This is a genomic window from Hymenobacter cellulosilyticus (assembly GCF_022919215.1).
GTDB classification, from domain to species: domain Bacteria; phylum Bacteroidota; class Bacteroidia; order Cytophagales; family Hymenobacteraceae; genus Hymenobacter; species Hymenobacter cellulosilyticus.
In genome coordinates, this window is sequence record NZ_CP095046.1 from 5,264,310 (window position 1) to 5,289,031 (window position 24,722).

General features: G+C 58.6%; 24 protein-coding genes and 2 pseudogenes. 14 read left to right on the forward strand and 12 right to left on the reverse strand.

Annotation, left to right across the window (positions count from 1 at the left end; all coding sequences use genetic code 11):
* Nucleotides 1-124 precede the first annotated feature (124 nt).
* The 6 genes from MUN79_RS25800 to MUN79_RS30425 all read right to left on the reverse strand — a co-directional run bounded on the left by MUN79_RS25800 (nt 125) and on the right by MUN79_RS30425 (nt 4,333).
* Entirely contained in the window at nt 125-2,020 is a 1,896-nt protein-coding gene (locus tag MUN79_RS25800; RefSeq protein WP_244675366.1) for a TonB-dependent receptor plug domain-containing protein, read from the reverse strand.
* A complete protein-coding gene (locus MUN79_RS25805; protein WP_244675367.1) occupies nt 1,936-2,238 on the reverse strand; it encodes a hypothetical protein in 303 nt (100 codons plus the stop codon). The genes MUN79_RS25800 and MUN79_RS25805 overlap by 85 nt, the downstream gene beginning before the upstream one ends.
* Nucleotides 2,239-2,243: 5 nt before the next feature.
* On the reverse strand, nt 2,244-2,573 hold the full coding sequence (locus MUN79_RS25810) for a carboxypeptidase-like regulatory domain-containing protein (protein WP_244675368.1): 330 nt from the start codon (nt 2,571-2,573) through the stop codon (nt 2,244-2,246).
* A gap of 94 nt (nt 2,574-2,667) precedes the next feature.
* The gene (locus tag MUN79_RS30415; RefSeq protein WP_262922945.1) at nt 2,668-3,330 is read right to left on the reverse strand and encodes an ABC transporter substrate-binding protein; all 663 of its coding nucleotides are present in this window, start codon (nt 3,328-3,330) and stop codon (nt 2,668-2,670) included.
* Nucleotides 3,327-3,851, reverse strand: a complete 525-nt coding sequence (locus tag MUN79_RS30420) for an ABC transporter substrate-binding protein (protein ID WP_262922946.1) — start codon at nt 3,849-3,851, stop codon at nt 3,327-3,329. Before MUN79_RS30420 ends, MUN79_RS30415 begins: the two co-directional genes overlap by 4 nt.
* On the reverse strand, nt 3,848-4,333 hold the full coding sequence (locus MUN79_RS30425) for an ABC transporter substrate-binding protein (RefSeq protein WP_262922947.1): 486 nt from the start codon (nt 4,331-4,333) through the stop codon (nt 3,848-3,850). The genes MUN79_RS30420 and MUN79_RS30425 overlap by 4 nt, the downstream gene beginning before the upstream one ends.
* A gap of 155 nt (nt 4,334-4,488) precedes the next feature.
* On the opposite strand from MUN79_RS30425, the gene MUN79_RS25820 reads away from it, so the two are divergent.
* Nucleotides 4,489-5,169, forward strand: coding sequence for a metal-dependent hydrolase (locus MUN79_RS25820; RefSeq protein ID WP_244675369.1), 681 nt, complete (start codon nt 4,489-4,491; stop codon nt 5,167-5,169).
* A 102-nt stretch (nt 5,170-5,271) separates the two neighbouring features.
* Nucleotides 5,272-6,077 (forward strand): annotated as a pseudogene (locus MUN79_RS25825) (ParA family protein).
* Nucleotides 6,078-6,163: 86 nt separating this feature from the next.
* On the opposite strand, the gene MUN79_RS25830 reads toward MUN79_RS25825, so the two are convergent.
* The 5 genes and pseudogenes from MUN79_RS25830 to MUN79_RS32115 form a co-directional block, all read right to left on the reverse strand.
* The gene (locus MUN79_RS25830) at nt 6,164-6,745 is read right to left on the reverse strand and encodes a hypothetical protein (RefSeq protein WP_244675370.1); all 582 of its coding nucleotides are present in this window, start codon (nt 6,743-6,745) and stop codon (nt 6,164-6,166) included.
* A gap of 290 nt (nt 6,746-7,035) precedes the next feature.
* Complete coding sequence (locus tag MUN79_RS30430; RefSeq protein ID WP_262922948.1) at nt 7,036-7,506, reverse strand: LacI family DNA-binding transcriptional regulator; 471 nt, start codon at nt 7,504-7,506, stop codon at nt 7,036-7,038.
* Nucleotides 7,497-8,078, reverse strand: coding sequence for a LacI family DNA-binding transcriptional regulator (locus tag MUN79_RS30435; RefSeq protein ID WP_262922949.1), 582 nt, complete (start codon nt 8,076-8,078; stop codon nt 7,497-7,499). The genes MUN79_RS30430 and MUN79_RS30435 overlap by 10 nt, the downstream gene beginning before the upstream one ends.
* Nucleotides 8,079-8,276: 198 nt before the next feature.
* On the reverse strand, nt 8,277-8,720 hold the full coding sequence (locus MUN79_RS30440) for a family 43 glycosylhydrolase (protein ID WP_262923084.1): 444 nt from the start codon (nt 8,718-8,720) through the stop codon (nt 8,277-8,279).
* Nucleotides 8,720-9,345, reverse strand: a pseudogene (locus tag MUN79_RS32115) (family 43 glycosylhydrolase). Before MUN79_RS32115 ends, MUN79_RS30440 begins: the two are co-directional and overlap by 1 nt.
* 454 nt (nt 9,346-9,799) lie before the next feature.
* Here MUN79_RS32115 and MUN79_RS25850 point away from each other — a divergent pair.
* From MUN79_RS25850 to lepB (MUN79_RS25900), 11 genes are all read left to right on the forward strand, one after another.
* Nucleotides 9,800-10,900, forward strand: coding sequence for a glycoside hydrolase 5 family protein (locus tag MUN79_RS25850; protein ID WP_244675372.1), 1,101 nt, complete (start codon nt 9,800-9,802; stop codon nt 10,898-10,900).
* Nucleotides 10,901-11,588: 688 nt separating this feature from the next.
* Complete coding sequence (locus MUN79_RS25855) at nt 11,589-14,009, forward strand: SusC/RagA family TonB-linked outer membrane protein (RefSeq protein ID WP_262923085.1); 2,421 nt, start codon at nt 11,589-11,591, stop codon at nt 14,007-14,009.
* Nucleotides 13,895-14,602, forward strand: a complete 708-nt coding sequence (locus tag MUN79_RS25860; RefSeq protein WP_244675374.1) for a SusC/RagA family TonB-linked outer membrane protein — start codon at nt 13,895-13,897, stop codon at nt 14,600-14,602. Before MUN79_RS25855 ends, MUN79_RS25860 begins: the two co-directional genes overlap by 115 nt.
* Nucleotides 14,603-14,797: 195 nt before the next feature.
* Entirely contained in the window at nt 14,798-16,216 is a 1,419-nt protein-coding gene (locus MUN79_RS25865; protein ID WP_244675375.1) for a RagB/SusD family nutrient uptake outer membrane protein, read from the forward strand.
* Between the two features lie 157 nt (nt 16,217-16,373).
* Nucleotides 16,374-17,426, forward strand: a complete 1,053-nt coding sequence (locus tag MUN79_RS25870) for a glycoside hydrolase family 43 protein (protein ID WP_244675376.1) — start codon at nt 16,374-16,376, stop codon at nt 17,424-17,426.
* Nucleotides 17,427-17,479: 53 nt separating this feature from the next.
* Nucleotides 17,480-19,117, forward strand: coding sequence for a family 43 glycosylhydrolase (locus MUN79_RS25875; RefSeq protein WP_244675377.1), 1,638 nt, complete (start codon nt 17,480-17,482; stop codon nt 19,115-19,117).
* A gap of 355 nt (nt 19,118-19,472) precedes the next feature.
* The gene (locus MUN79_RS25880) at nt 19,473-20,435 is read left to right on the forward strand and encodes a ParB/RepB/Spo0J family partition protein (protein ID WP_244675378.1); all 963 of its coding nucleotides are present in this window, start codon (nt 19,473-19,475) and stop codon (nt 20,433-20,435) included.
* A 13-nt stretch (nt 20,436-20,448) separates the two neighbouring features.
* Entirely contained in the window at nt 20,449-21,099 is a 651-nt protein-coding gene (locus MUN79_RS25885; RefSeq protein ID WP_244675379.1) for a DUF5683 domain-containing protein, read from the forward strand.
* Nucleotides 21,096-21,794 carry a 4-hydroxy-tetrahydrodipicolinate reductase gene (locus tag MUN79_RS25890; RefSeq protein ID WP_311136596.1) on the forward strand — a complete coding sequence of 233 codons (699 nt, stop codon included), beginning with the start codon at nt 21,096-21,098 and terminating at the stop codon, nt 21,792-21,794. Before MUN79_RS25885 ends, MUN79_RS25890 begins: the two co-directional genes overlap by 4 nt.
* A gap of 161 nt (nt 21,795-21,955) precedes the next feature.
* The gene (gene lepB / locus MUN79_RS25895; protein WP_244675380.1) at nt 21,956-22,909 is read left to right on the forward strand and encodes a signal peptidase I; all 954 of its coding nucleotides are present in this window, start codon (nt 21,956-21,958) and stop codon (nt 22,907-22,909) included.
* Nucleotides 22,890-23,156, forward strand: a complete 267-nt coding sequence (lepB, locus tag MUN79_RS25900; protein WP_244675381.1) for a signal peptidase I — start codon at nt 22,890-22,892, stop codon at nt 23,154-23,156. The genes lepB (MUN79_RS25895) and lepB (MUN79_RS25900) overlap by 20 nt, the downstream gene beginning before the upstream one ends.
* A 277-nt stretch (nt 23,157-23,433) precedes the next feature.
* On the opposite strand, the gene MUN79_RS25905 is transcribed toward lepB (MUN79_RS25900), so the two are convergent.
* Entirely contained in the window at nt 23,434-24,099 is a 666-nt protein-coding gene (locus tag MUN79_RS25905) for a uracil-DNA glycosylase (RefSeq protein WP_244675382.1), read from the reverse strand.
* A 107-nt stretch (nt 24,100-24,206) separates the two neighbouring features.
* On the opposite strand from MUN79_RS25905, the gene apaG reads away from it, so the two are divergent.
* Nucleotides 24,207-24,593 (forward strand): Co2+/Mg2+ efflux facilitator ApaG/CorD, encoded by a 387-nt coding sequence (apaG, locus tag MUN79_RS25910; protein ID WP_244675383.1) that lies wholly within the window; start codon nt 24,207-24,209, stop codon nt 24,591-24,593.
* Nucleotides 24,594-24,722: the final 129 nt, after the last annotated feature.

The window sequence follows — 24,722 nt, forward strand, 5'->3', positions numbered from 1 at the left end:
GGTCTGTCATCCTGAGCAAAGCGAAGGACCTTACCACGCTTGAACAAGCCGTTGTTACGACGCTCGTTCTGCCGTGATAAGGTCCTTCGCTTTGCTCAGGATGACAGCTGTTTTATACCAGCTGCTAGAACTCCACGATGAAGCCGATGGTGGGCGTTACCAGGGCGCTGGCGTTGTCGATGAGAATGGGCAGGGCGTTGCTGCCGTCGGGGCGCAGGGGCTGGCCGTCGGTGGTGATGAAAGCCGTGTTGTCGTCGGTGCGCTGGAAGCTGTAGCTCGGGGTGGCCGGCGACTTGGCCAGCAGCACGTTCTGCACGTCGACGTAAAAGTCCAGGGTCAGGCGCCGGAAGTTGTACTTCTTATCGAGGCGGAAGTCAACCTGCTGAAAAGAGCCCAGGCGCTGGGTATTAAGCTGGCTATAGTCGAGAATACCGGTGCCGATGGTCAGGTAGTTCTGCCGCGAAGCCTCCAAATTGAAGGGCGTGTAGGGCGAGCCGGCGGCAAAGCGGTACTTGAGGCCGACCTCCCAATTGCGCCCCAGCTTACGCCCCAGCAGCCCCGATACCAGGTGGCGCGAGTCCCAGGCCGAGGGCCGGTACTGGTTGTCGAGGCCGCTGAACTCACTGCGAAAAATGGTGTAGGACACCACCGCAAAGGTTTTGCTGGTCAGCTTCTGCTGGAAAAAGAACTCCCCGCCGAAAGTCCGGCCCCGGCCGGTGCTGGTTACGGCCTCGTTGCCCAGAGCCGCGAAGTCGCCGCCCAGGTTGGCCAGGGATATTCCGTCGCGCACACTCACCGGGTAGTTGCTGTACCTCTTGTAGAAGCCTTCGAGAGTAAAGCGCGTGTTCGGCCGGGGCAACAATTCCAGACCGGCCACATAGTGGTCGGAGCGAATGTAGCGGTTGCCCTGGTTGACCAGCCGGCCATTATTGTCGCGAAAACCCAGAATCGTAGAAGGCGGAATCTTGTAGTAGCGCCCCACCGAAGCATTCAGGTTGAGCTTATCGGTGAGGGCGTAGGCCGCCGAAACCCGCGGCGACAACGTCCGCAGCAGGTTGCGGCCGTCGTCGGTAAAGGAGTTGCCATCGGTACGCACCCCGGCCGAGAGGGTGAGGCGGCCCGAGGGCAGCAAGGTGCGCGTGGCCTGGGCAAATGCCCCGAACCGCACAAAATCCAGGTCGGAGGCAAAGCTGACCGTGACGCCCGGCGCCACCACTGCGCCCTGCTCATCCCGTATTTCGCGGCGTAAGCGCTGCTGAAAGCGGTTGTCGTAGTGAATCAGCTGCCCGCTGGCCCCGTAGGCGTACTGCCAGCGGCCGGCGGTGCGGTTTACGTCCACGCGCAGCTTGTTTTCGGTTTCGCCCGAGCGGGTCAGCAATACGCGGTTGGCTTCGTCTTTCCCAGTGCCACCCTCAAACAGGTCGACCTTGTTTTCCAGCTGGGTGCGGCTCAGGGCCACGTTTAGGTAGCCGCTGGGCAGCAGGTGGCGCAACGCTAGGCCGGTGGTGTAGTTCCACTGGTCGTAGGTGGGTGTGGAGCGCAGCAGATATTCCTTATCGGGTGAGGAATTGCGCGGGGCCGCCAGCTCAAAATGGTCTAGGGCGCCCAGCCCCAGGGCCGTCAGCGTGGTTTTGTCGGAAAGCTTGGTGGTTACCTTAAACTGCGAATCCCAGTAATTGGGCCGGATGGGAAGGTCCAAAGCCTTGAACAATAGCTGCAGATACGAGCGGCGCAGTGACACCAGAAAGGTGGTATTCTTCGCCAGCGGGCCTTCTAGGGTGCCGGCCACCTCGGTTCCGCTTAGGCGCACGTTGCCCTGCACCCGCTCGGGGTTACCGTCGCGCTGCCGAAACTGCAGCACGCTGCTCAGGGCATTGTCGTAGCGGGCCTCGAAGGCCGAACTGCTCAGCGTCACGTCCTCAATAAACGACACGTTCAGGATGCCGGCCGGGCCGCCAGTGCTGCCCTGGGTGGCAAAGTGGTTGATAACCGGCACCTCAATTCCGTCGAGGTAGTACACGTTTTCGTTGGGGGCCCCGCCCCGGATGATGATGTCGTTGCGGAAGCCGGCCGTGCCGCCGGTGCCGCCCCGCCCACCCCGGGCAGGCTCTGCACCACTTTGGAGATGTCGAAGTTGCCGCCCGGATAGGTTTTGATTTCCTCGGTATTGAGGCGCTGCACGCTCAGCGGGGTTTCGGCTGTAGCCACCCGAATGGCGCGGCTGGCCGTCACGGTCACTTCGCCTAGCTGCTTGGCCCGGCGCTCAGCTCCAGATTGATAATGTTGGCGTTGCCGCTGGTTACGCTCACGTTGGAGCGCAGCAGGGCCTCGTAGCCCACAAAAGAAGCCCGCAGGTTGTAGGAGCCAGTAGGCACGCCGGCCAGCTTATAACGGCCCTGCTCGTCGGTGGCCGTGCCGAAGTCGGTGCCTTCCAGCACCACCGTCACGCCGGGCAGCACTTCCTGGGTGGCCCGGTCGCGCACTGTCCCGCTGATTTGCCCCACCGTCTGAGCCTGCAGGTGAAACGTAAGCCCGAAAAGAAAAAACAAAAGCAGCCGGTAGCGGTAGGTCATGGAGAATAGGCCTGGGTGAATATACCAACAACCGTTAGTTTACGGATGGGTTTAGCCCGCCGCGGTATTCCTCCAAATAAAGCCCGCTCTGCCCCTACTCCTTACGCACCCGCTCCAGCACCAGCTGGTTCATGGGGTTGGGTGTCAGGCCGCGGATGTTGTTCTGGGTCAGACGCACCACCTGGTCGTAGTACAGTGGAATCACCGGCGACTCGTTCACCACAATCCGGTCCATCTGCTGATATAGGGCGTAGCGCTTAGCCACATCCTGCTCCCGGATGGCCTGCTCGTACAGCCGGTCGTACTCAGGGCTTTTGAAGTGGGTTTTGTTGGGTCCGGCCGGGGCAAAGTTCTTGCTGTAGAACAAGGCCAGGTAGTTTTCCGCGTCGGGGTAGTCACCCAGCCAGCTTTTGGTGAAAAAGGCCGCCCGGCCGTTGTCGACCATTTCCTGCTGGGCCGCCGACTGATTCACCTCAATGCTCACCGTTACGCCCACCTCGGCCCACTTCTTCTGCAGATACTCGCACACCTCCTTGCGCTCAGCTACCGTACCCAGGCGCAGCTTCAGCGGATTCTGGGGCCCAAAACCCGCCGCCTGCAACAGCTCCCGCGCCTTTTGGGGCTGATACGTGTAGCCCGGCACCAGCTGCTCACTGTAGGAAGGCAAGGACGACGGCACGAAGCCTGAGTGGCCCGGCACGCCCACGTTGTTGAGGAAGTAGGCAATCAGCTCGGGCTTGTTCAGGGCGTAGCTCAAGGCCTGCCGCACCCTTTTGTCGCGCAGGGCGGGGCTGGCCGCCTCCCGCGCAGGTTGGTCGGGTCGAGCTGGAAGCCCAGGTACTCGGTGTTCAGGTACGGAGCCTTCTGCAGCCGAAACTTGCCCTGAAAGTCTTCCCGCACCGTACCGTCGGGGTGCATAATTAGGTCCCGGCTGCCGGCCCGGATACCCGAAAGAAAGTCGAGCTTGCCCTGCATAAAGGTCAGGAACTCGGTTTTACGGTCCTGAATAAAGCTGATCTGCACCGCGTCGACGTAGGGCAGCTGCCGGCCCTGCTCGTCCTTTTTCCAGTAGGTGGGGTTGCGGTGGTAGATAATGGCGTTGCCCTCGTCCCACTCCTTAAACCGGAAAGGCCCGGTGCCCACGGGATGCTCCCGGAAGTCTTTGCCGTACTTGGCTACGGCCTCGCGCGGCACCACGTAGGCGTAGGGCATGGCCAGAATGCCCAGAAACGGAATAAATGGCTCCTGCAAGTGGATGCGCAGCGTAGAGTCGTTCACGGCCACAAAGCAGGTATCCGACGGCTCCCGGCTACGTTTTCCAGCACCTTGCCCCGGAAAATCCAGCCGCCGGGACTGGCCGTCGTAGCGTCGAGCAGCCGCCGGAAGCTGTAGACGAAGTCCTGGGCTACCACGGCCCGGCCCTTGCCGCCCGCGAATACCTCCGCATCGTGAAAGCGCACGTTGGGCCGCAGGTGGAAGGTGTAGTGCCGGCCATCGGCCGATATTTCGTAGCGCCGGGCCACGGAGGGCACCGGCTGTAGGGTTGAGTCCAGCTCCACGAGGCCGTTGTAGAGCTGGGTTACGGCCCAGATGTTGGCTTGCTTGTTGGAAAACGCCGGGTCCAGGGAAGTCAGGGCCTCGGGCTGGTTGTAGCGGAAAACGCGCCGCGCATCGGTGCTTTGGCTGGGGCCGCCGCAGCTGGCTAACGCCGTGAGCAACGGGACAACATAACCGGCAAAACGACGTGCAGACAACAGCATGGGAACGGGGGAATCGCTTATATTTGTGCAAAACTAAGCGTATAGCTACTAGCTTTTGGCTATTAGTTGTTGTCTTTCCGTCGGGGGTTGCTTTTTTACGGCCGCTTTGCCCGCAAAGCAGTTTTCTTAGCAACTTTCGGCAAACCCGCTCCCTTATGAACCTGACGTACTACGGCCACGCAAGCTTTCTGCTCGAAACCGGTGGCAGCAAAATCCTCTTTGATCCTTTTATCCGGCTCAACCCCTTGGCCAAGGACATCGACGTAGCTGCCATTCAGGCCGACTACATCTTCCTCAGCCACGGGCACGGTGACCACGTCGCCGATACCGTCGAAATTGCCCAGAACACCGGCGCCGAGCTGCTGGGCATGGTGGAATTGCTCAGCTGGTTTGGCGAGAAAGGCCTCAAGGCGACCTACCAGATGAACCTGGGCGGCTCCATCAAGCTGCCCTTTGGCACGGTAAAGCTGGTAGCCGCGGCCCACAGCTCCTCCCTGCCCGATGGTTCCTACGCCGGCTTGGCGGCGGGCTTTATCATTGAGTCGGAAGGCAAGACGCTGTACTTCGCCGGCGACACGGCCCTGACCTACGATATGAAGCTCATCGGTGAGCGGTACAAGCTGGATGCGGCCCTGCTGCCCATCGGCGACCATTTCACCATGGGCATCGACGACGCGCTGGTAGCCGCCGACTGGACCGGCGCCGGCAAAATCATCGGCATGCACTTCGACACCTTCCCGCCCATTGCCATCGACCACGCCGAGACGCAGGCCAAAGCTTCGGCGGCCGGTAAAGAGCTGGTGCTGATGAAAGTCGGCGAAACCATTACCCTGTAAAAGGCCGGCCGCCGCTTCATTGCAGCCAGCTTTTTACCTTTGAACATTAACTATCGACAAGCTAACGGCTATCTTTAACGTAGCTCACAGCTTCTACAACTCATGGGAAAAATCATTGCGGTAGCCAATCAGAAGGGCGGAGTCGGCAAAACCACTTCGGCCATCAACCTGGCAGCCAGTCTGGCGGCGCTGGAGTACCGGACGCTCCTGGTGGATGCCGATCCGCAGGCTAACGCCACCTCGGGCGTGGGCTTCGACCCGAAGGACATCGAAAACAGCATCTACGAGTGCATGGTGGATGGCATCAATGCCCAGGACATCATCCTGAACACCAACATTCTGCCCCATCTCGACCTGATGCCCTCCCACATTGACCTGGTAGGCGCCGAGGTGGAGATGATCAACCTGCCCAACCGCGAGGAGAAGATGAAGGACGCCCTGCGCCCCTCATCGATCAGTATGACTTCATCATCATCGACTGCTCCCCGTCGTTGGGTTTGATTACGGTGAATGCCCTGACGGCCGCCCACTCCGTGATTGTGCCCGTGCAGTGCGAGTACTTCGCCCTCGAAGGCCTGGGCAAGCTGCTCAACACCATTAAGATCATCCAGAGCCGCCTGAACGAGGAGCTGGAAATCGAGGGCATTCTGCTCACGATGTACGACGTGCGCCTGCGCCTTTCCAACCAGGTGGTGGAAGAAGTAAAGCTCCACTTCCAGCAACTCGTCTTCGATACCATCATCCCGCGCAACGTGAAGCTCTCGGAGTCTCCCTCGTTCGGCATTCCGGTCATTCTGCACGACGCTGAAAGCAAGGGCAGCATCAGCTACCTCAACCTGGCCCGCGAAATCGTGGAAAAGAACGTGGAAGCTAGTGCGCCGGAAGCCACGGAAGGCGAGGCCGCGTAGGGCTTATTATTCTTAAGCAGAACAAGAAAGGCCGGCGAATCTCGCCGGCCTTTCTTGTTCCATATTATATGCTTTTATGGTTTTTATCAGCCATAATTAAACCAAACGGTCGTGACGCCTTTGCTTTTTGCATAGTCTAAATGCCGACTAAAATTCCGCAGGTCCTGCCCAAAGTTATTGCCAATGTAGCCCTGCCCTTTATCAACTTTAAAGTCCGAGAAGTAGGCTTCGTTACCCAGGGAATCGAAGTCAGTAGGCAGCAGCAGCGCTGGCAGGTTTGGAATGGTTTCCAACTTTCCAATTAAGTGAAGCAGCATTTGCTTGACTGTATCAACATTTCCCGTTAACCGCTCTTTATCCGCTTGAGCTTCAGTAAGAATCTTAGTTCTTTCCTCTTCTGATTCCGCCACTGCGACCCGAAAGTCCAGATACTCCTCATGCGGGTAGTTATTCATGTCATATAAAGGCGCAATATCCACTCCCGTTATCCGGCTGATTTGGTCAAGCTCGGTTTCGTGCTCCACGACATTACTCCTCCCCATAAGCTGGCAGAAGGTTCGGCTTAAACTGTGCTCGTTAAAGTAGTCATGCTCATCGTCCGAATACAGTTCTTCATCCTTATCTGTACTTACGCCAATATCCAATCCCATCTTTTTATTGGTTAGCATGGATTTATACCCAACCTTATTTTACCGAAGGTACGTTGCGCTACTATATCAACAGCACGAAACAGACTTCGTATAATAGCCCCGCAGTAGCCCGGCGTCCCCGACACAATGCCTTATTACATGGGTAGCACGCATTGACACCCGGTTGCTCCCCAATGACACCCCGCTACGGGACGTTGTCGCCTCGTCATTGGTCGTTGACGCCCCATTACGCTTCAATGACGCCTCGACACAACGCATTGTCACTCAGTTATTGCTCCTTGCCACGCGGTCAGCAGGCGTTGCCACCCCTACTTTACCGCCACTTCCTTAGCAGCCCGCAACGACGAGCCGCGAATCAGCAGGTCGGGCTGCAGCACGATGCGGCGGGGCGAAAACAGGGCACTGCGCTCTTCGAGCATCTCCAGAAACAGTCGCACCGCCGCCTGCCCCATCTGCTCACAGCGCTGGTCGACGGTAGTCAGCATGGGCTCGGTCATGGAGGTGAACGTCTCATTGCTGAACCCGGCCAGCGCTATATCCTGCGGGGTCCGCAGCCCCTGCCGCTTCAGCTCCTGCAAGGCCCCTACGACGGAAAAGTCGCTGGCCGAAAAGATGGCGTCGGGGCGCTTCTTGAGCTGCAACATGCGTTGCATGCCCGCTACCCCGTCTTCCTGGGTCATGTCGCAGTGAAAAACCAGCTCTTCGTCTATGGGCAGGCCGGCCTCCAGCAACGCGTCGATGTAGCCCAGGCGGCGGTTCTTGTAGATATTCAGGTGCAAAGGCCCCCGAAATGCGCAATCCGGCGGCAGCCCTGGGCAACCAGGTGCTTGGTTGATTGATACGCCCCTTCCCGGTCGTCGATAACCACGGCGCTAACATCGAGCCCGTCGAGCACCCGGTCGAAAAACACCAGCGGAATTTCCTGCTTGCGCACTTTGTCGAAATGCTTGAAGTCGAGCGTGTTGCGCGCCAACGACACCAGAATACCTTCCACCTGGGCGCTGAGCAGAGACTCAATGTTTTTCTGCTCGTGCTTCACATCCTCATTCGACTGGCAGATCATCACGTTGAAGCCCGCCTTGGTGGCCACGGTTTCGATGCCTTTGACTACCATAGTGAAGAAGTGCCCATCGATGTGCGGCACAATCACGCCGAGCAGGTTGCTACGGCCTTTGCGCAGGCCCGCGGCCATGTGGTTGGGCTGGTAGTGTAGCTCCTGGGCCAGCTTCCAGACCTTTTTCTTGGTAGCCGCACTAATGGTAGGGTGGTCACTGAGCGCCCGGGAAATAGTAGAAACCGAAACGCCCAGCTGCTTCGCCAGATCTGAGATAGAAGCTTTTGCGCGGGCCACAATCGTATTAAATTAAAAAATGAAAAAGCAGTGCTCTGCACTGTCTGCGCAACGCCTACGCAAATAGCTGTCCAAGCAAAACAAAATTTGCGGAAAATTTGCGCTCTACCCTCCCAAACAGTACTCGTAAGAGGCTCATGCCTAGCTGGCAAGGCCACCAGAAAATCTTCTAAAACTCCTTTTACTACGCCTACTTTCTTAAGGCAACGGTTGCGGCGTATACGTAGGCCCCTGACAGCGGGGCCCCTGGGCAGTCCAGGCCAGCTTGTCGATGCAAAGCTGCCGCTCCTTCATGGCTTTATCCCAGGCATGGTACACGAGATATTCAGTCTTGCCATCCGGGCTTAACACGTGGGAATGGTGACCAGGGCCACGTACGTGGCCCGCTACAGCGTGCAGCACTCGGGGCCCTTTCTCCGCGCCGGTATCCGCATAAGGTCCCATAATCGAATCGGCCACGCAGTAGTCGACTCCGTAGCGGGGCGTAAGGAAGTTGGCCCCGCTGTAGAAACAATAGTATTTGCCGCCGTGCTTGCGCACAAAAGGACCTTCCAGCGTGTGCCACTCGGCAAACGTGCGGTTGTCGTAGAGCGGCATAAGCCTGTTTTTCTCAAACACCGTCCAGTCGTGCCGGGCCCGCATCACCGTGCGGCTTTCCCGGCTAGGCGGGTCATATCAATGAGCCGGTCGACAACCAGGCCGGTACCCGGGCGGTAGCCGTTGTCGGAGTCGATAAAGTCGCGGGCGTAGAACAGATACCACTGCCCGTCGGTATCCTGAAACGGGTGGGCATCAATCGTAAACTTACTGTCGGGCACGTCGAGCAGGGCCACCTGCGTGTAAGGCCCCTGCGGCGTTTTGCTGGTGGCCACGTGCAGCCGGTGCCCTACCGCAGCGCCAATAGCGCCGCCCCCCATAGAATAGTACATGTAGAACGTGCCCTGGTGGTACATTACTTCCGGGCCCAAAAGTCGGCTCCCGTAGCGCCCTGCGGCGGGGTTAGGGCACCGCCAGCCGGCTTCCAGTCGACCAGATTAGTGGAAGTAAGCACCGTAAAAATGCGCCCGTCCGCCGTTCGTCCCTGGCCGGTGGTCCCGAAAGCATAGTAGCGGCCCTGGTGGCGCAACACAAAGGGGTCGGGAAACTGGCCGGCATACACCGGATTAGTATACGTGCGGGCCGCGGCGCGGGCCAGGGCCTGACTATGCAAAGCCAGCGCAGCGAGGCCGCTGGTGGCTTGCTGAAGGAAATGACGACGAGAAGGCATGAGAGGAAGTTGGTGGGATGAGCGAATGGCGGGCAAGACGTATCCAGGGCGTTTTCGGCTAGCAGAACAAGCTAGAATTGTACCATGCAGGGCAGGAGCTACTGACTATCCTAGCCTCGCCTATATAGCTGTCTTTTACCAGCGTGCGGGTGCATTTATTGATAATAGCTGAACAACATGCAAACGTTTGCGTGGCTATCTACGTAGAGTTACCTAATCAAGGCCATAATACCTTGCAAATTGACGGCCGAGACACGTCTTATTGGGTATGCTGCCATTAGGTATAAACCTTGAAATAGCAAAGCAGCAGGACCAATATAGAATATATCTTAGAAAAATAAGGCCTATATTCTCTTTGTCATCAGAACGCCAGCTTTTCCAGCACTGCAGCATCAAGCAACAAAGCCCTTACTTCTTACACGCAAACGTTTGTAAACGTACCGTCTCTTAGCTTATGAAGAAGCTTATACTGTTCCTTACCGTTTTACTGGCCTGCGGCAGTGCTGATGCCCAAAAGACTAAGGTAAGAAGTAACGCCCCAGCTATTAATGCTGCTCAGACCGTCGGACAGCGCTGGACGGTGGAAAAGGCAAAAGCCTGGTACAAAGCGCATAGCTGGATCAGTGGGGCCAACTTCACGCCCAGCACGGCCATCAATCAACTCGAAATGTGGCAGGCTGACACCTTCGACCCGACCACCATTGACCGGGAGCTGGGTTTTGCCGAAGGCATCGGATTCAACACGATGCGGGTTTTTCTGCACAGCCTAGCCTGGAAACAGGACCCCAAAGGGTTTAAGGCCCGGATGAATACGTACTTGACCCTGGCCGATAAGCACCACATCCAGACCATGTTCGTCTTTTTCGACGACTGCTGGAACAAGCAGGCAGCCATCGGGGCCCAGCCCGTGCCGAAACCCGGAATCCATAACTCCGGCTGGCTGCAGGATCCCGGCGACCCGGCTTCCCGAGACTCAGCAACTTTTATGACTCTGAAGCCTTACGTGCAGGACGTGCTTAGCAGCTTTAAGCACGACAAGCGAATCTTACTCTGGGACTTATACAACGAGCCCGGCAACTCGGGTAAGCTTACCTCCTCCCTGCCCCTGGTGCGCAACGTGTTTGCTTGGGCTCGGGCAGTAAACCCCGATCAGCCCCTGAGCGTGGGCTTGTGGGCCTGGGATTTTCAGACTCTTAACACCTACCAGGCGCTGCACTCGGATATCATCACCTACCATAGCTACGATGATGTAGCTAGCCACCAGCGCCTTATAGAGCTCTTGGAAACTCACGGCCGCCCCCTCATCTGCACCGAGTACATGGCACGGCCCCGCAACTCGCGCTTTGCTACCATCATGCCCATGCTAAAGACTCAGAACGTGGGAGCCATCAACTGGGGCCTGGTTGATGGCAAGACCAATACCAAGTACCAGTGGGAAACCCCGATACCCGATGGCAGTGAACCGGCTGAATGGTTTCACGAGGTGTTCCGGCGGGACGGCACCCCTTACCGCAAAGAGGAAACAGAGCTGATCCGCAAGCTGAATGGCAAATAACTCCACATATGAATTTAGATGACGGCAGCGCCAGGTACAGCTGTAGCCAAAACAAAATCCGCGGGAGACACATCGGCACATACGGAACGATATGTAGCTGATCTTCAGAACTCATTTTCGCCATTGTTCTATAACATACTTCGAAGTTCAATGAGAAGGCTTGAGCCTAGTCATGCAAACGTTTGCGAATAAAACTGCGTAGCATAGTTGCTTCTTTCATACTTCCCCAGCCATGCTGATGGAGAGCCCCGCAAGTCAGGACTGAACTGCTGAGCTAAGCACAACCCTAGCGTTCAACTCTAAATATTTTATATAATTTCTTGACATTGCTTAAATTAGTATCTATAGTTACGAGCTAATATTAGCCCTGTCAGCCCGCTTACCCTACGGCTGCGTATCCACCAAACCATTTTGAAGCTCCTGATTTCCATCCCAATTCCATTCCCCTTTCTCTCCCATACAACGCAAACGTTTGCAATTCTTGAATTTCCCTGCAAACGTTTGTAGTACTTCCCCACCTCTTTCCTCCTCAATCCTACCCATTTTCAGCTATGAAGGACTCCCTACTCAGAATACGTAGGCTGACAGTACCCGCCACGCTGTGCGGCCTGCTCCTGCTCCCGGCCGCCTCCGCTGAAGCGGCTACTCCCCCCGCTTTGCTCCGGATGCCCTCCCGGCAACCCTACCCATTGCTTCTCCGGTAAGCGGACGGGTACTCGATGAGAAAGGCCAGCCCATGCCGGGCGTCACCGTACTCGAAAAAGGCACCACCAACGGCGTCACCACTGATGCCGATGGGCGTTACACGCTTACCGTAGGCGACAACGCTACCCTGACTTTTTCCTTTGTGGGCTACCTAAGCCAGGACGTGCCCGTCAGTGGGCGCAGTGAGGTAAACGTGGCGCTGGGCGTGGATGCCAAGCTGCTCAATGACGTAGTAGTTGTGGGGTATCTGGTTCAGAACCGCCAGGACGTAACCGGTTCGGTGGCCAGTGTCAGCGCCCAGGAAGTAAGGCGGGCACCGGTAGCTTCCGTTGGGGAAGCCATTCAGGGCCGCATGCCGGGCGTACAGGTCACCAACTCCGGCCAGCCCGGGCAGGCTCCCAACATCAACATCCGCGGCCTGGGCACTATTGCCAGCGGCAGCGGTCCGCTCTACGTCATCGACGGGCTGTGGGTGCAGAGCCAAGGCGGGCAGCGCGACTTCAACCCCGCCGACGTGGAATCGGTGCAGGTACTCAAGGACGCTGCCTCCTTGGCGCCGTACGGAGCTTCGGGGGCCAACGGGGTAATTATCATTACCACCAAAAAGGGCAAATCAGGCGCTACCGCCATCAATTTCAACGTGACGGGCGGTGTGCAAAACCTGGTGCGGCGCCTGGATTTGATGAATGCGTCGCAGTGGGCGGCCATCAACAACCAAGCCTACGACAATGCCGGCCTGCCGCGTCAGCCGTTTGCGGCCAACCTTCCGGCCGGCGTAGACACCGACTGGCAGGAGGAATTTTTCAAGCAAGGCTCGATTCAGGACTACAACCTAGGTTTTTCGGGCGGTGGACCCAACTCGACCTTCAACGTAACTGGGGGCTACTTCAATCAGAAAGGCACGGTGAGAGGGCCGGAGTTTGAACGGTACAGCGTCCGCGTCAACACGGGCTTTAACCGTGGCCGGTTCCGGTTCGGGGAAAACGCCATGCTTTCGCGCACCAACCAGACCCGCCTGAACGTCATTCCCTTCTATGGTTCGCCGTTTTACAACGTGGTGCAGATGCTGCCCGTCATTCCGGTGTATGACCCCACGACGCCCGGCGGCTTTGGCATCGGCAACGGCAACGCCAGCACGTTTGGCCTGAACCCTATTGCCTCGCAAGAGCTGCTCAACGACACGGGCACCTCAAACCGCTTGCAAGGCAACGTGTACGGCGAGGTCTCGATTTTCGACTTCCTGCGCTACCGCCTCAACCTGGCCACGGAGTTCCACGCCTTCCACGACCAGCAGAAGCGGCAGTACGGCATCTGGCGCCAGAACGACATTACGCAGCTCTCCAACTTCGGGGAAAACCAGGGCACTGAGTTTTTCGGCATGGCCGAGCACACGCTCACCTTCGACAAAAGCTTCGGCAACCACAACGTGACCGTGGTGGGTGGCTACAGCCAGCAGCGCTTCCAGCAGGACTTTACCCGGGGTGTAAACTTCGGCTACGGCAATGGCCCCACCTATTTCTGGGAACTGAGCGCTGGCACCACCACGCCCCAGGCCATCGGCTCGTCGTATGTGTGGGGTAAGCAGTCGTTTTTTGGCCAGGCCACCTATGACTACGACCAGCGCTATCTGCTGACCGCTGCTTTCCGTCGCGACGGCTCTTCCCGCTTTGAAGTCGACAACCGCTGGGGCAACTTCGGCGCGGCTTCCGTGGGCTGGCGGGTGTCAAAGGAAGCTTTCTTTGAAGGCATCACCGGCGTTTCCGACCTCAAACTGCGGGCTTCCTACGGCCGCCTCGGCAACGACCTGCTCAGTGGCGACTTTGGCGGGTCGTACCTTTCGCAGGGCTATATCAACACTAACGCCAACTATGTACTGGGCGGCGCTATTCAAAATGGAGCCATTCAAACTAATTACGCCAGCCGAGGAATTCGGTGGGAGAGCCGCAATACAACCAACGTGGGCTTCGACATCGGGTTCCTAGAAAACCGCCTGACGTTGTCGGCTGATTATTATGTATCAAAAACCATAGATGCGTTAATCAACCCGCCCCTGCCCTCTGTTCTTGGCAACGCCGGCCCCAACCCGTTCCGCAACATTGGCAAGCTCGAAAACAAGGGCGTGGAAGCTGTTCTGGGTTACAACGACGACCGCCATACGTTCCGCTACGGCGCTACGGCCAACGTGACTACGCTGAAAAACACGGTGCTGGACCTGGGTACAACCGGCCTTGAAGGCGCCGGCGCCCCCAACTTCTTCACCGGTGGCCCCGCGAAATTACCCGCACCGAGGTGGGGCATGAGGTGGGCTCGTTCTTTCTCTACCAGTTCGACGGTATCTATCAGACCGGGGAGGCCAACATTCCGGCCGGATTGGCTCCGGGCGACGTGCGCTACAAGGATATAGACAATAACGGCATCATTAACGAGAAAGACCGTTCGCACGTGGGCCAGGTGTTTCCAAAGGTGCAGTATGGCCTGAACCTGAACCTGGGCTACGGTCCGGTCGACTTGACGGCCTTCTTCCAGGGCGTGCAGGGCAACGACGTGATGAACCTGGGCCGCTTCCTGACCGACAACACGGCCGACAACAGCAACTACCGCGCAGACTTCAGCCCCTGGACGCCCACCAACCCCTCGAACACCACGCCACGGGCTATTAAGTCGGGTGGCCCCCAGAACGGCGACGCGGCCGGCAACAACGCCCGCTTCAACTCGACACGCTGGCTGGAAGATGGCTCGTATCTGCGCCTGAAGAACCTGCAACTGGCCTTCTCCGTGCCCAAGGCGGCGCTGGAACGCACCAAGTACGTGGCTTCGCTGCGCATTGTGGCCACGGCCCAGAACCTGTTTACGTTGACCGACTACACTGGCTACGACCCCGAAACGGTGGGTAGCGGGGCCTTCAACACCGTTGGCAACAACCTGGCCCGTGGCATTGATGAAGGCTCCTACCCCAACCTGCGCTCCTTCACGCTGGGCCTTCAGGCGGGCTTCTAAGCCCGGTTCTCTTTACTTTTAAGTAGCCTCCCATATGAAAGCTTCTTTTCTGCCTCTCTTGACCCGCCTCGGGCTGGCTAGCACCTTACTGCTGAGCGCCACGGCCTGCGAGAAAAACCTGCTCGATCAACCCAACCCTAATTCTCCCACTACCGAGTCGGCCTGGAAAACCTCCGACGACGCGGTTCGGGGTCCGTGGCCTGCTACGCCGGCTTGCAGGGCCTGGGCATGTACCGACGCTGGCTCAACTTTGCCTTTGACCTGCGCGACGACACCGGCTTTAGCCAAAGCCCCTGGGGCGAACTGGCCGACTTTACCCACTTCATCCAGACGAATTACGACTTTGAAGTGTCGAACAACATCTGGCGCGACCATTACCGCACCATTCTCCGCTGCAACCAGGTAATTGACCGGGTGCCTACCATTCAGGGCATGGACGCGCAGCTGCAAAAGCGCATCGTGGCCGAAGCGCGGTTCCTGCGGGCCTTATGTTACTACAACCTCGTGTCGCTCTACGGCAACGTGCCGCTGGTGACGCAGTACTCTACCAACCTGAGCCAAAGCAGCCCGCAGGGTCGGGAGGCCGATGTATGGGCCCAGGTGGTGAGTGACCTGACCGCCGCCCAGCCCGACCTGCCCGCTACCTACACCGGCACCGACGTGGGCCGGGCCACCAAAGGCGCAGCCACTACCCTGCTCGGCAAGGCCCACATGCAAAACAAACGCTGGGCAGAGGCGCAAGCACAATTCGCACAGGTGATCAGCTCCGGCGTATATAGCCTGGTACCGAATTACACCGACAACTTCCGCCACACGACGGAGAACAACTCGGAGTCTATCTTCGAGGTGCAGTTTTCTGATGAGCGCAAGGGCGGTAATGACGCCGGCGGGGGCCCCGACGCTACCTCCTCCCAGGGTGGGCAACGCTCCCAGTTCTGGGGCGTGCCCGGCTTTGGCTTCAACGACGGCGAGGTGCGGCCCTGGGTGGTGCGCGAGTTTTTGCAGGAACCCACCGCCACCGGGCAGCGCGACCCGCGCCTGGCCGCTACCGTGTTCTACAACCGCCGCGACCAAACCCAGTTTCCCACTACCCTGGCCTCTGATGCCGATACGCTGGTGTACGGCGTAGGCTTTCTGACCCGCTATGGCAAAGATGCCCGCAACCGCTCCCGCGTGTACTGGCGCAAGTACCAGACCGACTACTACCGCACGTTTGAGGATTTCGACTCGCCTATCAACCAGCGGGTAATGCGCTACGCGGATGTGCTCCTGCTTCAGGCCGAGGCCATGAATGAGCAAAACAACCAGGCCGGGGCCATTCCGCTGATAAACCAGGTACGCCAGCGGGCCGGTCTGACGCCACTACCGACGACTATGACCCGGGAAGCGCTGCGCACCCAGCTGATGCACGAGCGGGTAACCGAACTCACGGGCGAAGGGGTGCGCTGGTTTGACCTGCAGCGCTGGGATATGCTCAACGACGCGGCTTCGGTGAACCTGCTCAAGGCCCGCGACCCGGACTTCAACAACTTCGTACCCGGCAAGTCGCGCCTGCTGCCCTTGCTGCAAACCGAAGTCGACCTGAACCGGCTGCAACAGAACCCGCAATGGTAGTCAGCCCTTAGCCAAGGAGAGAAAAGCCGTTCCGGCCTTGCCGGAACGGCCTTTTCATTTTCGACAAGCTACAGGGCTGAGCTTTTAAACCGGAGTCGTATTCCACGTACTTGGTAGTATCCTTGTCCGGATTTTGTGTTCCTTAATCCCACCCGCTATGTTTTCCTTTTCCCGCCTGATTCCCTTGAGCCTGCTGGCCCTGACGCTGGCCTGCCAGAAGGCTGCTACTCCGGCACCGCCGCCCGTCACGCCGACGACCACGACCACCTTTACCAACCCGTTGCTTACCGTTGGGCCCGACCCGTGGGTTATCCGCCGGGGCGACGTGTACTATTACATGCACACGACCGGCAACAACCTGACGATTCGCAAGACGGCAAAAATGTCGGAGCTGGGCTCGGCCGTTAGCACCGTGGTTTGGACGCCCCAGCAGACCGGCGTCAACCAGCGCGACATCTGGGCTCCGGAGCTGCATTTCCTCGACGGCAAGTGGTACATCTACTACTCCGCCGACCCGCTCTGCTGCGACGGGCACCGCATCAACGTGCTGGAAAATGCCAGTGCCGACCCCACCACCGGTACCTGGGTCGATAAAGGCCGCATAGCCGTGCCTGGCCAGGATCTGTGGGCCATCGACGGCACGGTGCTGGAGCAGAACGGCAAACGCTACCTGCTGTGGTCGGGCCATGAGGTGGCCAGCAGCCAGGTGCAGCGCCTCTATATTGCCGAAATGAGCAACCCCTGGACGCTTGTTGGGCCCCGAGTCGAGCTTTCCCGGCCCGAGTACAGCTGGGAGCAAAACGGCACTCCTGCCGTAAATGAAGGTCCGCAAGTGCTTAAGCACGGCGACAAAACCTTTATCATCTACTCGGCCAGCCACTGCAGCACCGACGACTACGCGCTGGGCATGCTCACGGCCTCCGCCACCGCCGACCCCATGAAGCTTACGGCCTGGACGAAGTCGGCCACGCCGGTCTTTGTGAAAAACCCGGCTGGTCGGGCTTTTGGCCCCGGTCACAACAGCTTTTTCCAAAGCAAGGACGGCACCGAGGACTGGATTCTTTACCACGCCAACCCTCAGCCCGGACAAGGATGCGGCGACAACCGCAGCCCGCGCATGCAAAAGTTTACCTGGAACGCAGATGGCACGCCGGCTTTCGGCACGCCCGTAGCCACGGCCACGGCCCTGCCTAAGCCGGCCGGCGAATAACGCCTCGCGCCTCCTCACCTCTTACGCTCTTTCCCTGACTGTTTTTCTCTTTCATGGCTCAATTACTCAAGTCCTCGCCCACGCTGCTGCTCAGCCTGGGCCTGCTGCTCGGCGCCTGCCAAAGCGCTACTACCAGCGTGAGCACCCCCACGGCCACTACGGCCGAAACGATTGCCGAAGAAGAGTTGCCGGCAATTTCCATCGTGAATCCGGTGCTGCCCGGCGACTTCCCCGACCCGTCCATTACGAAAGTGGGCGACACCTACTGGGCCACGGCTACGTCGTCTAACTGGGGACCGGTGTTCCCGCTGCTGCAATCCACGAACCTGACCGACTGGAAGCTGGTGGGACACGTATTTCCCGGGGAGCTGCCGGCCTGGGCCGACTACTATTTCTGGGCTCCGGAAATCAGCCAGGAAGGCAACAAAACCTACATCTATTATACAGCTCATAAGAAGGGCGGCAACCTGGCCGTGGGCATAGCCAGCGCCGACCGTCCCGAGGGCCCCTACACCGACCACGGCCCCATGGTGGCCCAGCCCGACGGCTCCATCGATGGGTTTCCGATGCGGGATGAAAACGGGCAGCTCTACCTGATCTGGAAGGAAGACGGCAACAGCGTACAGCAGCCCACACCTATCTGGGCCCAACGTCTGAACGAGGAGCACACTGCTCTGGTGGGCGAGAAAAAGGAGCTGTTTCGCAACACCGCGCCCTGGGAGGGCAACCTGGTGGAAGGCGTGTGCATGATCAAGCGCAATGAGTATTTCTACGCCTTTTATGCCGGCAACGGCTGCTGCGGCCACACCTGCACCTACGGCATGGGCGTGGCCCGCTCCAAAAGCCTGCTCGGGCCCTGGGAAAAGTATGAAAAGAACCCTATCCTGACCAAGAACGAGAAATGGGCCTGCCCCGGCCACGGCACCGTGTTCAACCGCGGCAAGCGCTGGTACATGCTGCACCACGCCTACGACACCCGCAGCTTCGAGTTTGTGGGCCGGCAGGGCGTCATCAGCGAGTTTACCTGGACGGCCAATGACTGGCCCGATTTCAAGAGCGGCAACTCCGTTCCAACCCAAAGCGCACCCGTGGCACCCCGCAACCTCACCGACGAGTTCGACCAGCCCACCCTGCTACCTTCCTGGCAGTGGCCCGTCGAGGAGCGGCCCACTGTAGCCCTGCAGGGCGGCAAGCTGCTGCTCACGGCCCGGCCCCAGCACAGCGGCGCCGTTCTGGGCCAGCACACCACTACCGCCGACTACACTGCCACCACGACCCTGCTGAACCCCTCGAAGCTACCCGCCGGCACAATTGCGGGCATTGCCGCCCACGGCGACCCGGAAAATACCCTGGCCCTGACGGCCGGCAGCGGCAAGCTCCAGCTCTGGCAGCTCGAAAAAGGCAAGCAAAAAACCTTGAGCGAAGCAAAACTGCCTACTTCTTCGGCCGTGACCTTGCGTTTGCAGGCCCAGAATGGCAACCTGTTCCGCTTTACCTGGAGCACCGACGGCGGCAAAACCTGGCAAAACCTACCCGGTCTCACGGCTCCCATCAATGGCACCTACCTTCCTCCTTGGGACCGGGGCGTTCGGGCCGGAATCCTGGCCAAAGGCCCAGCCTCAGCTACGGCCATGTTTGAGAATTTCCGCCTCGACAGCCAGCTTCCCGTCGCCCAAGCTACGGGCAAATAGTCCTGATAACTCCGCTACTGCCCCTGCAATACAACCAGAAAGGCCGGCGAGATTCGCCGGCCTTTCTGGTTTCTAGCGGCTGCTCGTTTACAGAATCGGTTGCTATTCTTATAGGGCTTGCCTCCTAGCCCTATAAGAATAGCAACATTCTCACCCACCTGACAGCACATAGCCTACGACCAACCAGGCCCGTTGCACAGCGCACCCTTGCCGCACAACTGCTGACAGCCAAACCTTCCGGGCTATGTTCCACGTTTTTTTCGCACCCGTGGAACATTTTTCAGCCGCTTCCCAAGGGTTTGTGTATTTTTGACTCCCGCTTTCACCTGGTATTGGGTGGGCGTGGAATGTCGGTATGTCAGAGAAGAACGAAGAGAAAAACGCTCCGGCGGCCCCCGCTGCAGCCAAACGCAAGATTGGCGGTCTGGGCCGCGGCCTGAACGCCCTCATTGAAGGCAGCTACGAGAAAAAGAGCGACCGGGTCGGCCTTGTGCCCCACCCCATGAACTCCGTAGGCTTTATTCCCGTCGGGCAGATTGAGGCTAACCCCTACCAGCCCCGCACCCACTTCGATCAGGAAGCGCTGCAGGAACTGGCTGAATCCATCAAGATTCAGGGCATTATCCAGCCCGTGACGGTGCGCCAAACCGGCACCAACGCCTACCAGCTCATCTCGGGTGAACGGCGTTTGCAGGCCTCCAAGCTGGCCGGCCTCGACTCGATTCCCGCCTACATTCGCAAGGCCGACGACCAGCAAATGCTGGAAATGGCCCTGATTGAGAACATTCAGCGCGAAAACCTCAACGCTATTGAAATAGCCCTGAGCTACCAGCGCCTCGTGAGCGAGTGCAACCTCAAGCAGGAAGAGTTGGGCGACCGGGTCGGCAAAAACCGCTCGACGGTGACCAACTACCTGCGCCTGCTCAAGCTGCCGCCGGATATCCAGATCGGCCTGCGCGACACGGTCATTTCTATGGGCCACGCCCGCGCCCTGATCAACATCGACGACGCGGAACAACAGCTGGCTTTGTTTCACCGCATCGTGGCCGAAGAGCTGTCGGTGCGCAAGGTGGAGCAGCTGGTACGCGCCGGTTTGGTGGCGCCCAAGAAAGCCGATGCTCCTAATGGCCAGGCTGTGCAGGAAACGCAAGTGGTAATTCCCGTGGCCGAGCTGCGTCGCACCGAGCGGTTCCTCTCCGACCGGTTTGGCAGCAAGGTTCTGGTAAAGCCCGGGCCCCAGGGCAATGGTGAAATCAAAATTGCGTTTGACTCGGTAGAAGACATGCAGCGCATTCTGCATATTCTGCAACCTGCTTAAGCGACCTTATTTGATGACCGGGAATCGGAGCCAACTAACTGCGGGCGCACTACTAGCCGCCCTGCTGGCCGGCGCAGCGCCCGTCCGGGCCCAGGTAATAACAGCCGGCCCCGACTCGGCCGTAGTCAGCACTCCAACGGTTACGGATGCCTCCCGGCGCACGGCCAAGCTGTTTGGCATCGCCATGACGGAGCCTTCCAAGGCTGGGTTGCTGGCCCTTATGCTACCGGGCGCGGGCCAGATCTATAACCGCAAATTCTGGAAGCTGCCGCTGGTGTACGGGGCTATCGGCGGTACGCTCTACGGCGAGTTTTTCTACCAGAGCCGCTACAAAGAATACGAGACGGCCCTGGAAGACTTTGCCGCCGGACGCAAGCCCTCCGGCCCGAACGCGGACTTAATTCCGGACAGCACCCGCGCCGTACGCGGCCTGAGCGTATACCGCACCCAGCGCGACGTATTCATTGCCTACTCGGCCGTGGCCTACGGCCTAACCATTCTCGATGCCATCGTCGATGCCCACCTCAAGGACTTCGACATCAGCGACGATTTGGGTTTGCAGTGGCAGCCCACCCTGATCTGGATGCCCACGGCCGTTGTTACGCCGGGCCTCTCCCTTACTCTTACCTTGAATAATACGCGCTCCAGGCGCCCCCTTAAATGAAGCTGCTCCTGATTGGCTACGGCAAAATGGGCCAGGCCATCGAAGCCCAAGCGGTGGCCCGTGGCCACCAGATTGTTGGTATCGTCGACCCCACGCGCCCCGAGGTGCACATCTCTGATTTCAACTCTTCGACCGTCGATGCGGCCATTGAGTTTACCCACCCCGATGCGGCCTTTGCCAACGTTATGGCCTGTCTGCGGCAGGGCTTGCCGGTCGTATGCGGCTCCACGGGTTGGCTGCATCACTTTGCCGAAGCACAGGCCTTGTGCCAGCAGCAAGGCGGAGCGTTGTTTTATGCTTCCAACTACAGCGTGGGCGTCAACCTGTTTTTCCACTTCAACGAGTACATCGCGGCCAAAATGCACCAGTTTGGCGGCTACGACGTGCAAGTTCGGGAAATTCACCACACCCAGAAAGTCGACCAGCCCAGCGGTACGGCCCTGACGGCGGCCGAAGGCATTCTGCGCCACTTCCCCAGCAAGACGACCTGGCGCAACGAAGCCACCCAGAACCCGAGCGAGTTGGCCATAATCTCGGAACGCGAAGGTCAGGTGGTGGGCACCCATATCGTGACCTATACCTCCGGCGTCGACCAGATCGAGCTTTCCCACGAGGCGCATTCCCGCGACGGATTCGTGCTGGGGCCCTACTGGCTGCCGAGTGGCTGCCCGGCCACCAGGGCGTATTTGGAATGAAAGATTTGCTGGGATTGTAATACGACTGCTAACGGGGCGCCGGCATAGCGGGCGGCCCGGCAGCGGCGGGAAGCAGTATGCTTCCCGCATATTTATTCAGATATTACAGCGTTCTAATGCAGCCTGACCAGGCTGCCAATTCGCTTTCATCTTGCCGACATATGGCTGTTCAATCCTGGGAGGAGCGCCTTGCCGCTGCCAACGCCGCTGCTGCTACCAACACCGATACTTCGACGCCGCATAAAAAGCCTAAGGGTTTCTTTCGGGAGTGGGGCGACGCCATTCTGTTTGCCGTCATAGCCGCCACCCTGATTCGGTGGGCTACGTTTGAGGCCTACACTATTCCCACGCCGTCGATGGAACACTCCCTGCTGGTCGGGGATTATCTGTTTGTGAGCAAGCTGCACTACGGCCCGCGCACCCCACAAACGCCCCTGCAGGTCCCGCTGACGCACCAGACGCTGTGGGGCTTCAACGTCAAGAGCTACTCCGACGCCATTCAGCTCCCCTCCTACCGCCTACCGGGCTTTTCGGAAGTAAAGCGCAATGACGTAGTGGTTTTCAACGTGCCCTTCGAGGATATGCACCCCGCCGACCTGCGCACTAACTACATCAAGCGCTGCGTAGCCGTAGCCGGCGACGTGCTGGAAATCAAGAATCTGCAGGTGTATGTGAACGGCAAGCCGGCCGTTGATCCGCCCCAGAGCCAGAACCGCTATTTTCTGCAGGTCAATGAGCCCGTGCGCGACAAAGTATTTCAGGAACAGGGCATTTCCGATTTCAACAGTCCTACTGGCGTACCTCAGCCCCAGATGACGCAGATGGGCCCCGCTTACGTGGTGGATGCTACCCCGCAGACGGCCGAATTCTTCAAGAAGCAGTCCTTTATCAAAGGTGTGGTACTGGATCAGGCGCCGGCCGGTCAGGGGAGGCCGAGGTATTTCCCAATAACCCCGATTACCCGCACAGCACGCCGGCCCTTACGGCGTAGCCAAAACCTGGAACAAGGACAACTACGGCCCGCTACAGTTGCCCAAGGAAGGCCAGACGGTGCAGCTCACTCCGGAAAACACGCCCATCTACCAGAAAATCATCATGCGCTACGAGCACAATGAGGGCGTGACGCTGGAGAACAACGTGCTCATGCAGAATGGCAAGCCGCTGACGAGCTACACCTTCAAGCAGAACTATTACTTCATGATGGGCGACAACCGCCACGATTCGCTGGACTCGCGCTACTGGGGCTTTGTGCCCGAGGACCACATTGTGGGCAAGGCCGTGCTGATCTGGATGTCGGTTGACCCCTACGCCGACTTCTTCCACAAAATCCGCTGGAACCGCCTGTTCAACTTCATCGACTAGGCGCTTCGCTTCTTACTGCGCAAATGAAAAGGCCCACCGAATAGCTTCAGTGGGTCTTTTCATTTACAGGCTCAGTTTGCACAACTCACTTTAGCCTATTGAAAAGCCAGCGTGCGACAACTACAAGCAGGAACAGGCCGAGCGAATAGGCGAATACAGCCAACGCAGCGAAGTCCTGATAATGGTTGTGCTGGTAATTGTAATAGGTGCGAATTGCTAGCAGTACCGTTACCAGTAGCCAGAGCAGGATGTAGCGAATTCTCATGGCAGAGCTTGCCTACCACTCGATTGGCTGCTCGCCGTGCTGTTGGAGGTAGGCGTTGGTTTTGCTGAAGGGCCGGGAGCCGAAAAAGCCCCGGTCGGCGGCGTAGGGCGACGGGTGAGCAGAGCGAATAACCAGGTGCTTCTTCTCGTCGATGACTTCGCCTTTCTTCTGGGCGTAGGCTCCCCACAGGATAAAGACGACGTGTTCTTTTTCTTGCGAAATGCGCTGAATTACGGCATCAGTAAACTGTTCCCAGCCTTTCTTCTGGTGGGAGCCGGGCTCCTTGGCCCGAACCGTGAGCGTCGCGTTGAGCAGCAGCACACCCTGCCGGGCCCAGCGGTCCAGGTTGCCATTGGCGGGCGGAGTGCTGGTAGGAATGTCGTCCTGCAGTTCCTTGAAGATGTTTTGCAGGGACGGCGGGGTGCGGACTCCATCGGCCACCGAAAACGACAAGCCATTGGCCTGGCCCTTGCCGTGGTAGGGGTCCTGCCCCAAAATCACGACCTTAACCTGGTCGAAGGGACAGGCGTCGAAGGCGTGGAAGATGGCGGGGCCGGGCGGGTAAACCGTGGTGGTGGCGTATTCGCCCCGCACAAAATTTAGCAGATGCTGAAAATATGGTTTTTCGAACTCGTCGGCGAGTACCTTGCGCCAGCTTTCTTCTATCTTTACGGACATAAGGGGAAAGTTTTTTGCGGGTTGGCCGTCCTTGTAGGGGCGCCGCTGCGTAGATAAACCAATTTCCGGACACTGTTGTTAGTCCTTCACAGAACCGCACAGGAGCCATGAATACGACGACTACGCAGGGCGTTACCGTTAGCGTTACGACCAATTATTTGCCAGACTATTCCAGTCCAGCCCAGGAGCATTACGTGTTTGCCTACAAGATTGATATTCTTAACGGCAGCGAATACACCGTGAAGCTCCTCCGCCGCCACTGGTATATCTACGATGCCAACGGCGTAGTGCGCGAAGTAGAAGGCGAAGGCGTCGTGGGCCAGCAGCCGGTGCTGGAGCCCGGCGAGTCGCACCAGTACGTGTCGGGCTGCAACCTCAAGTCGGGCTTGGGTAAGATGTGCGGCTCCTACCAGATGGAGCGCCTCGTGGATGGCCGCGAGTTCAGCGTCGACATTCCAGAATTTACCCTGGTGGTTCCCTACCGCCTGAACTAGGTTTTGCGTGCCTCGCGCCCAGAGCCTAGTGCTGGGCCCGGGAGGTGATATACAACTTGCCAAGCACTCTAACTCTAGGCCCTACGCACTCATTCTTGCTTTTCCAGGCTTTCAGCTACATCCGCTTTT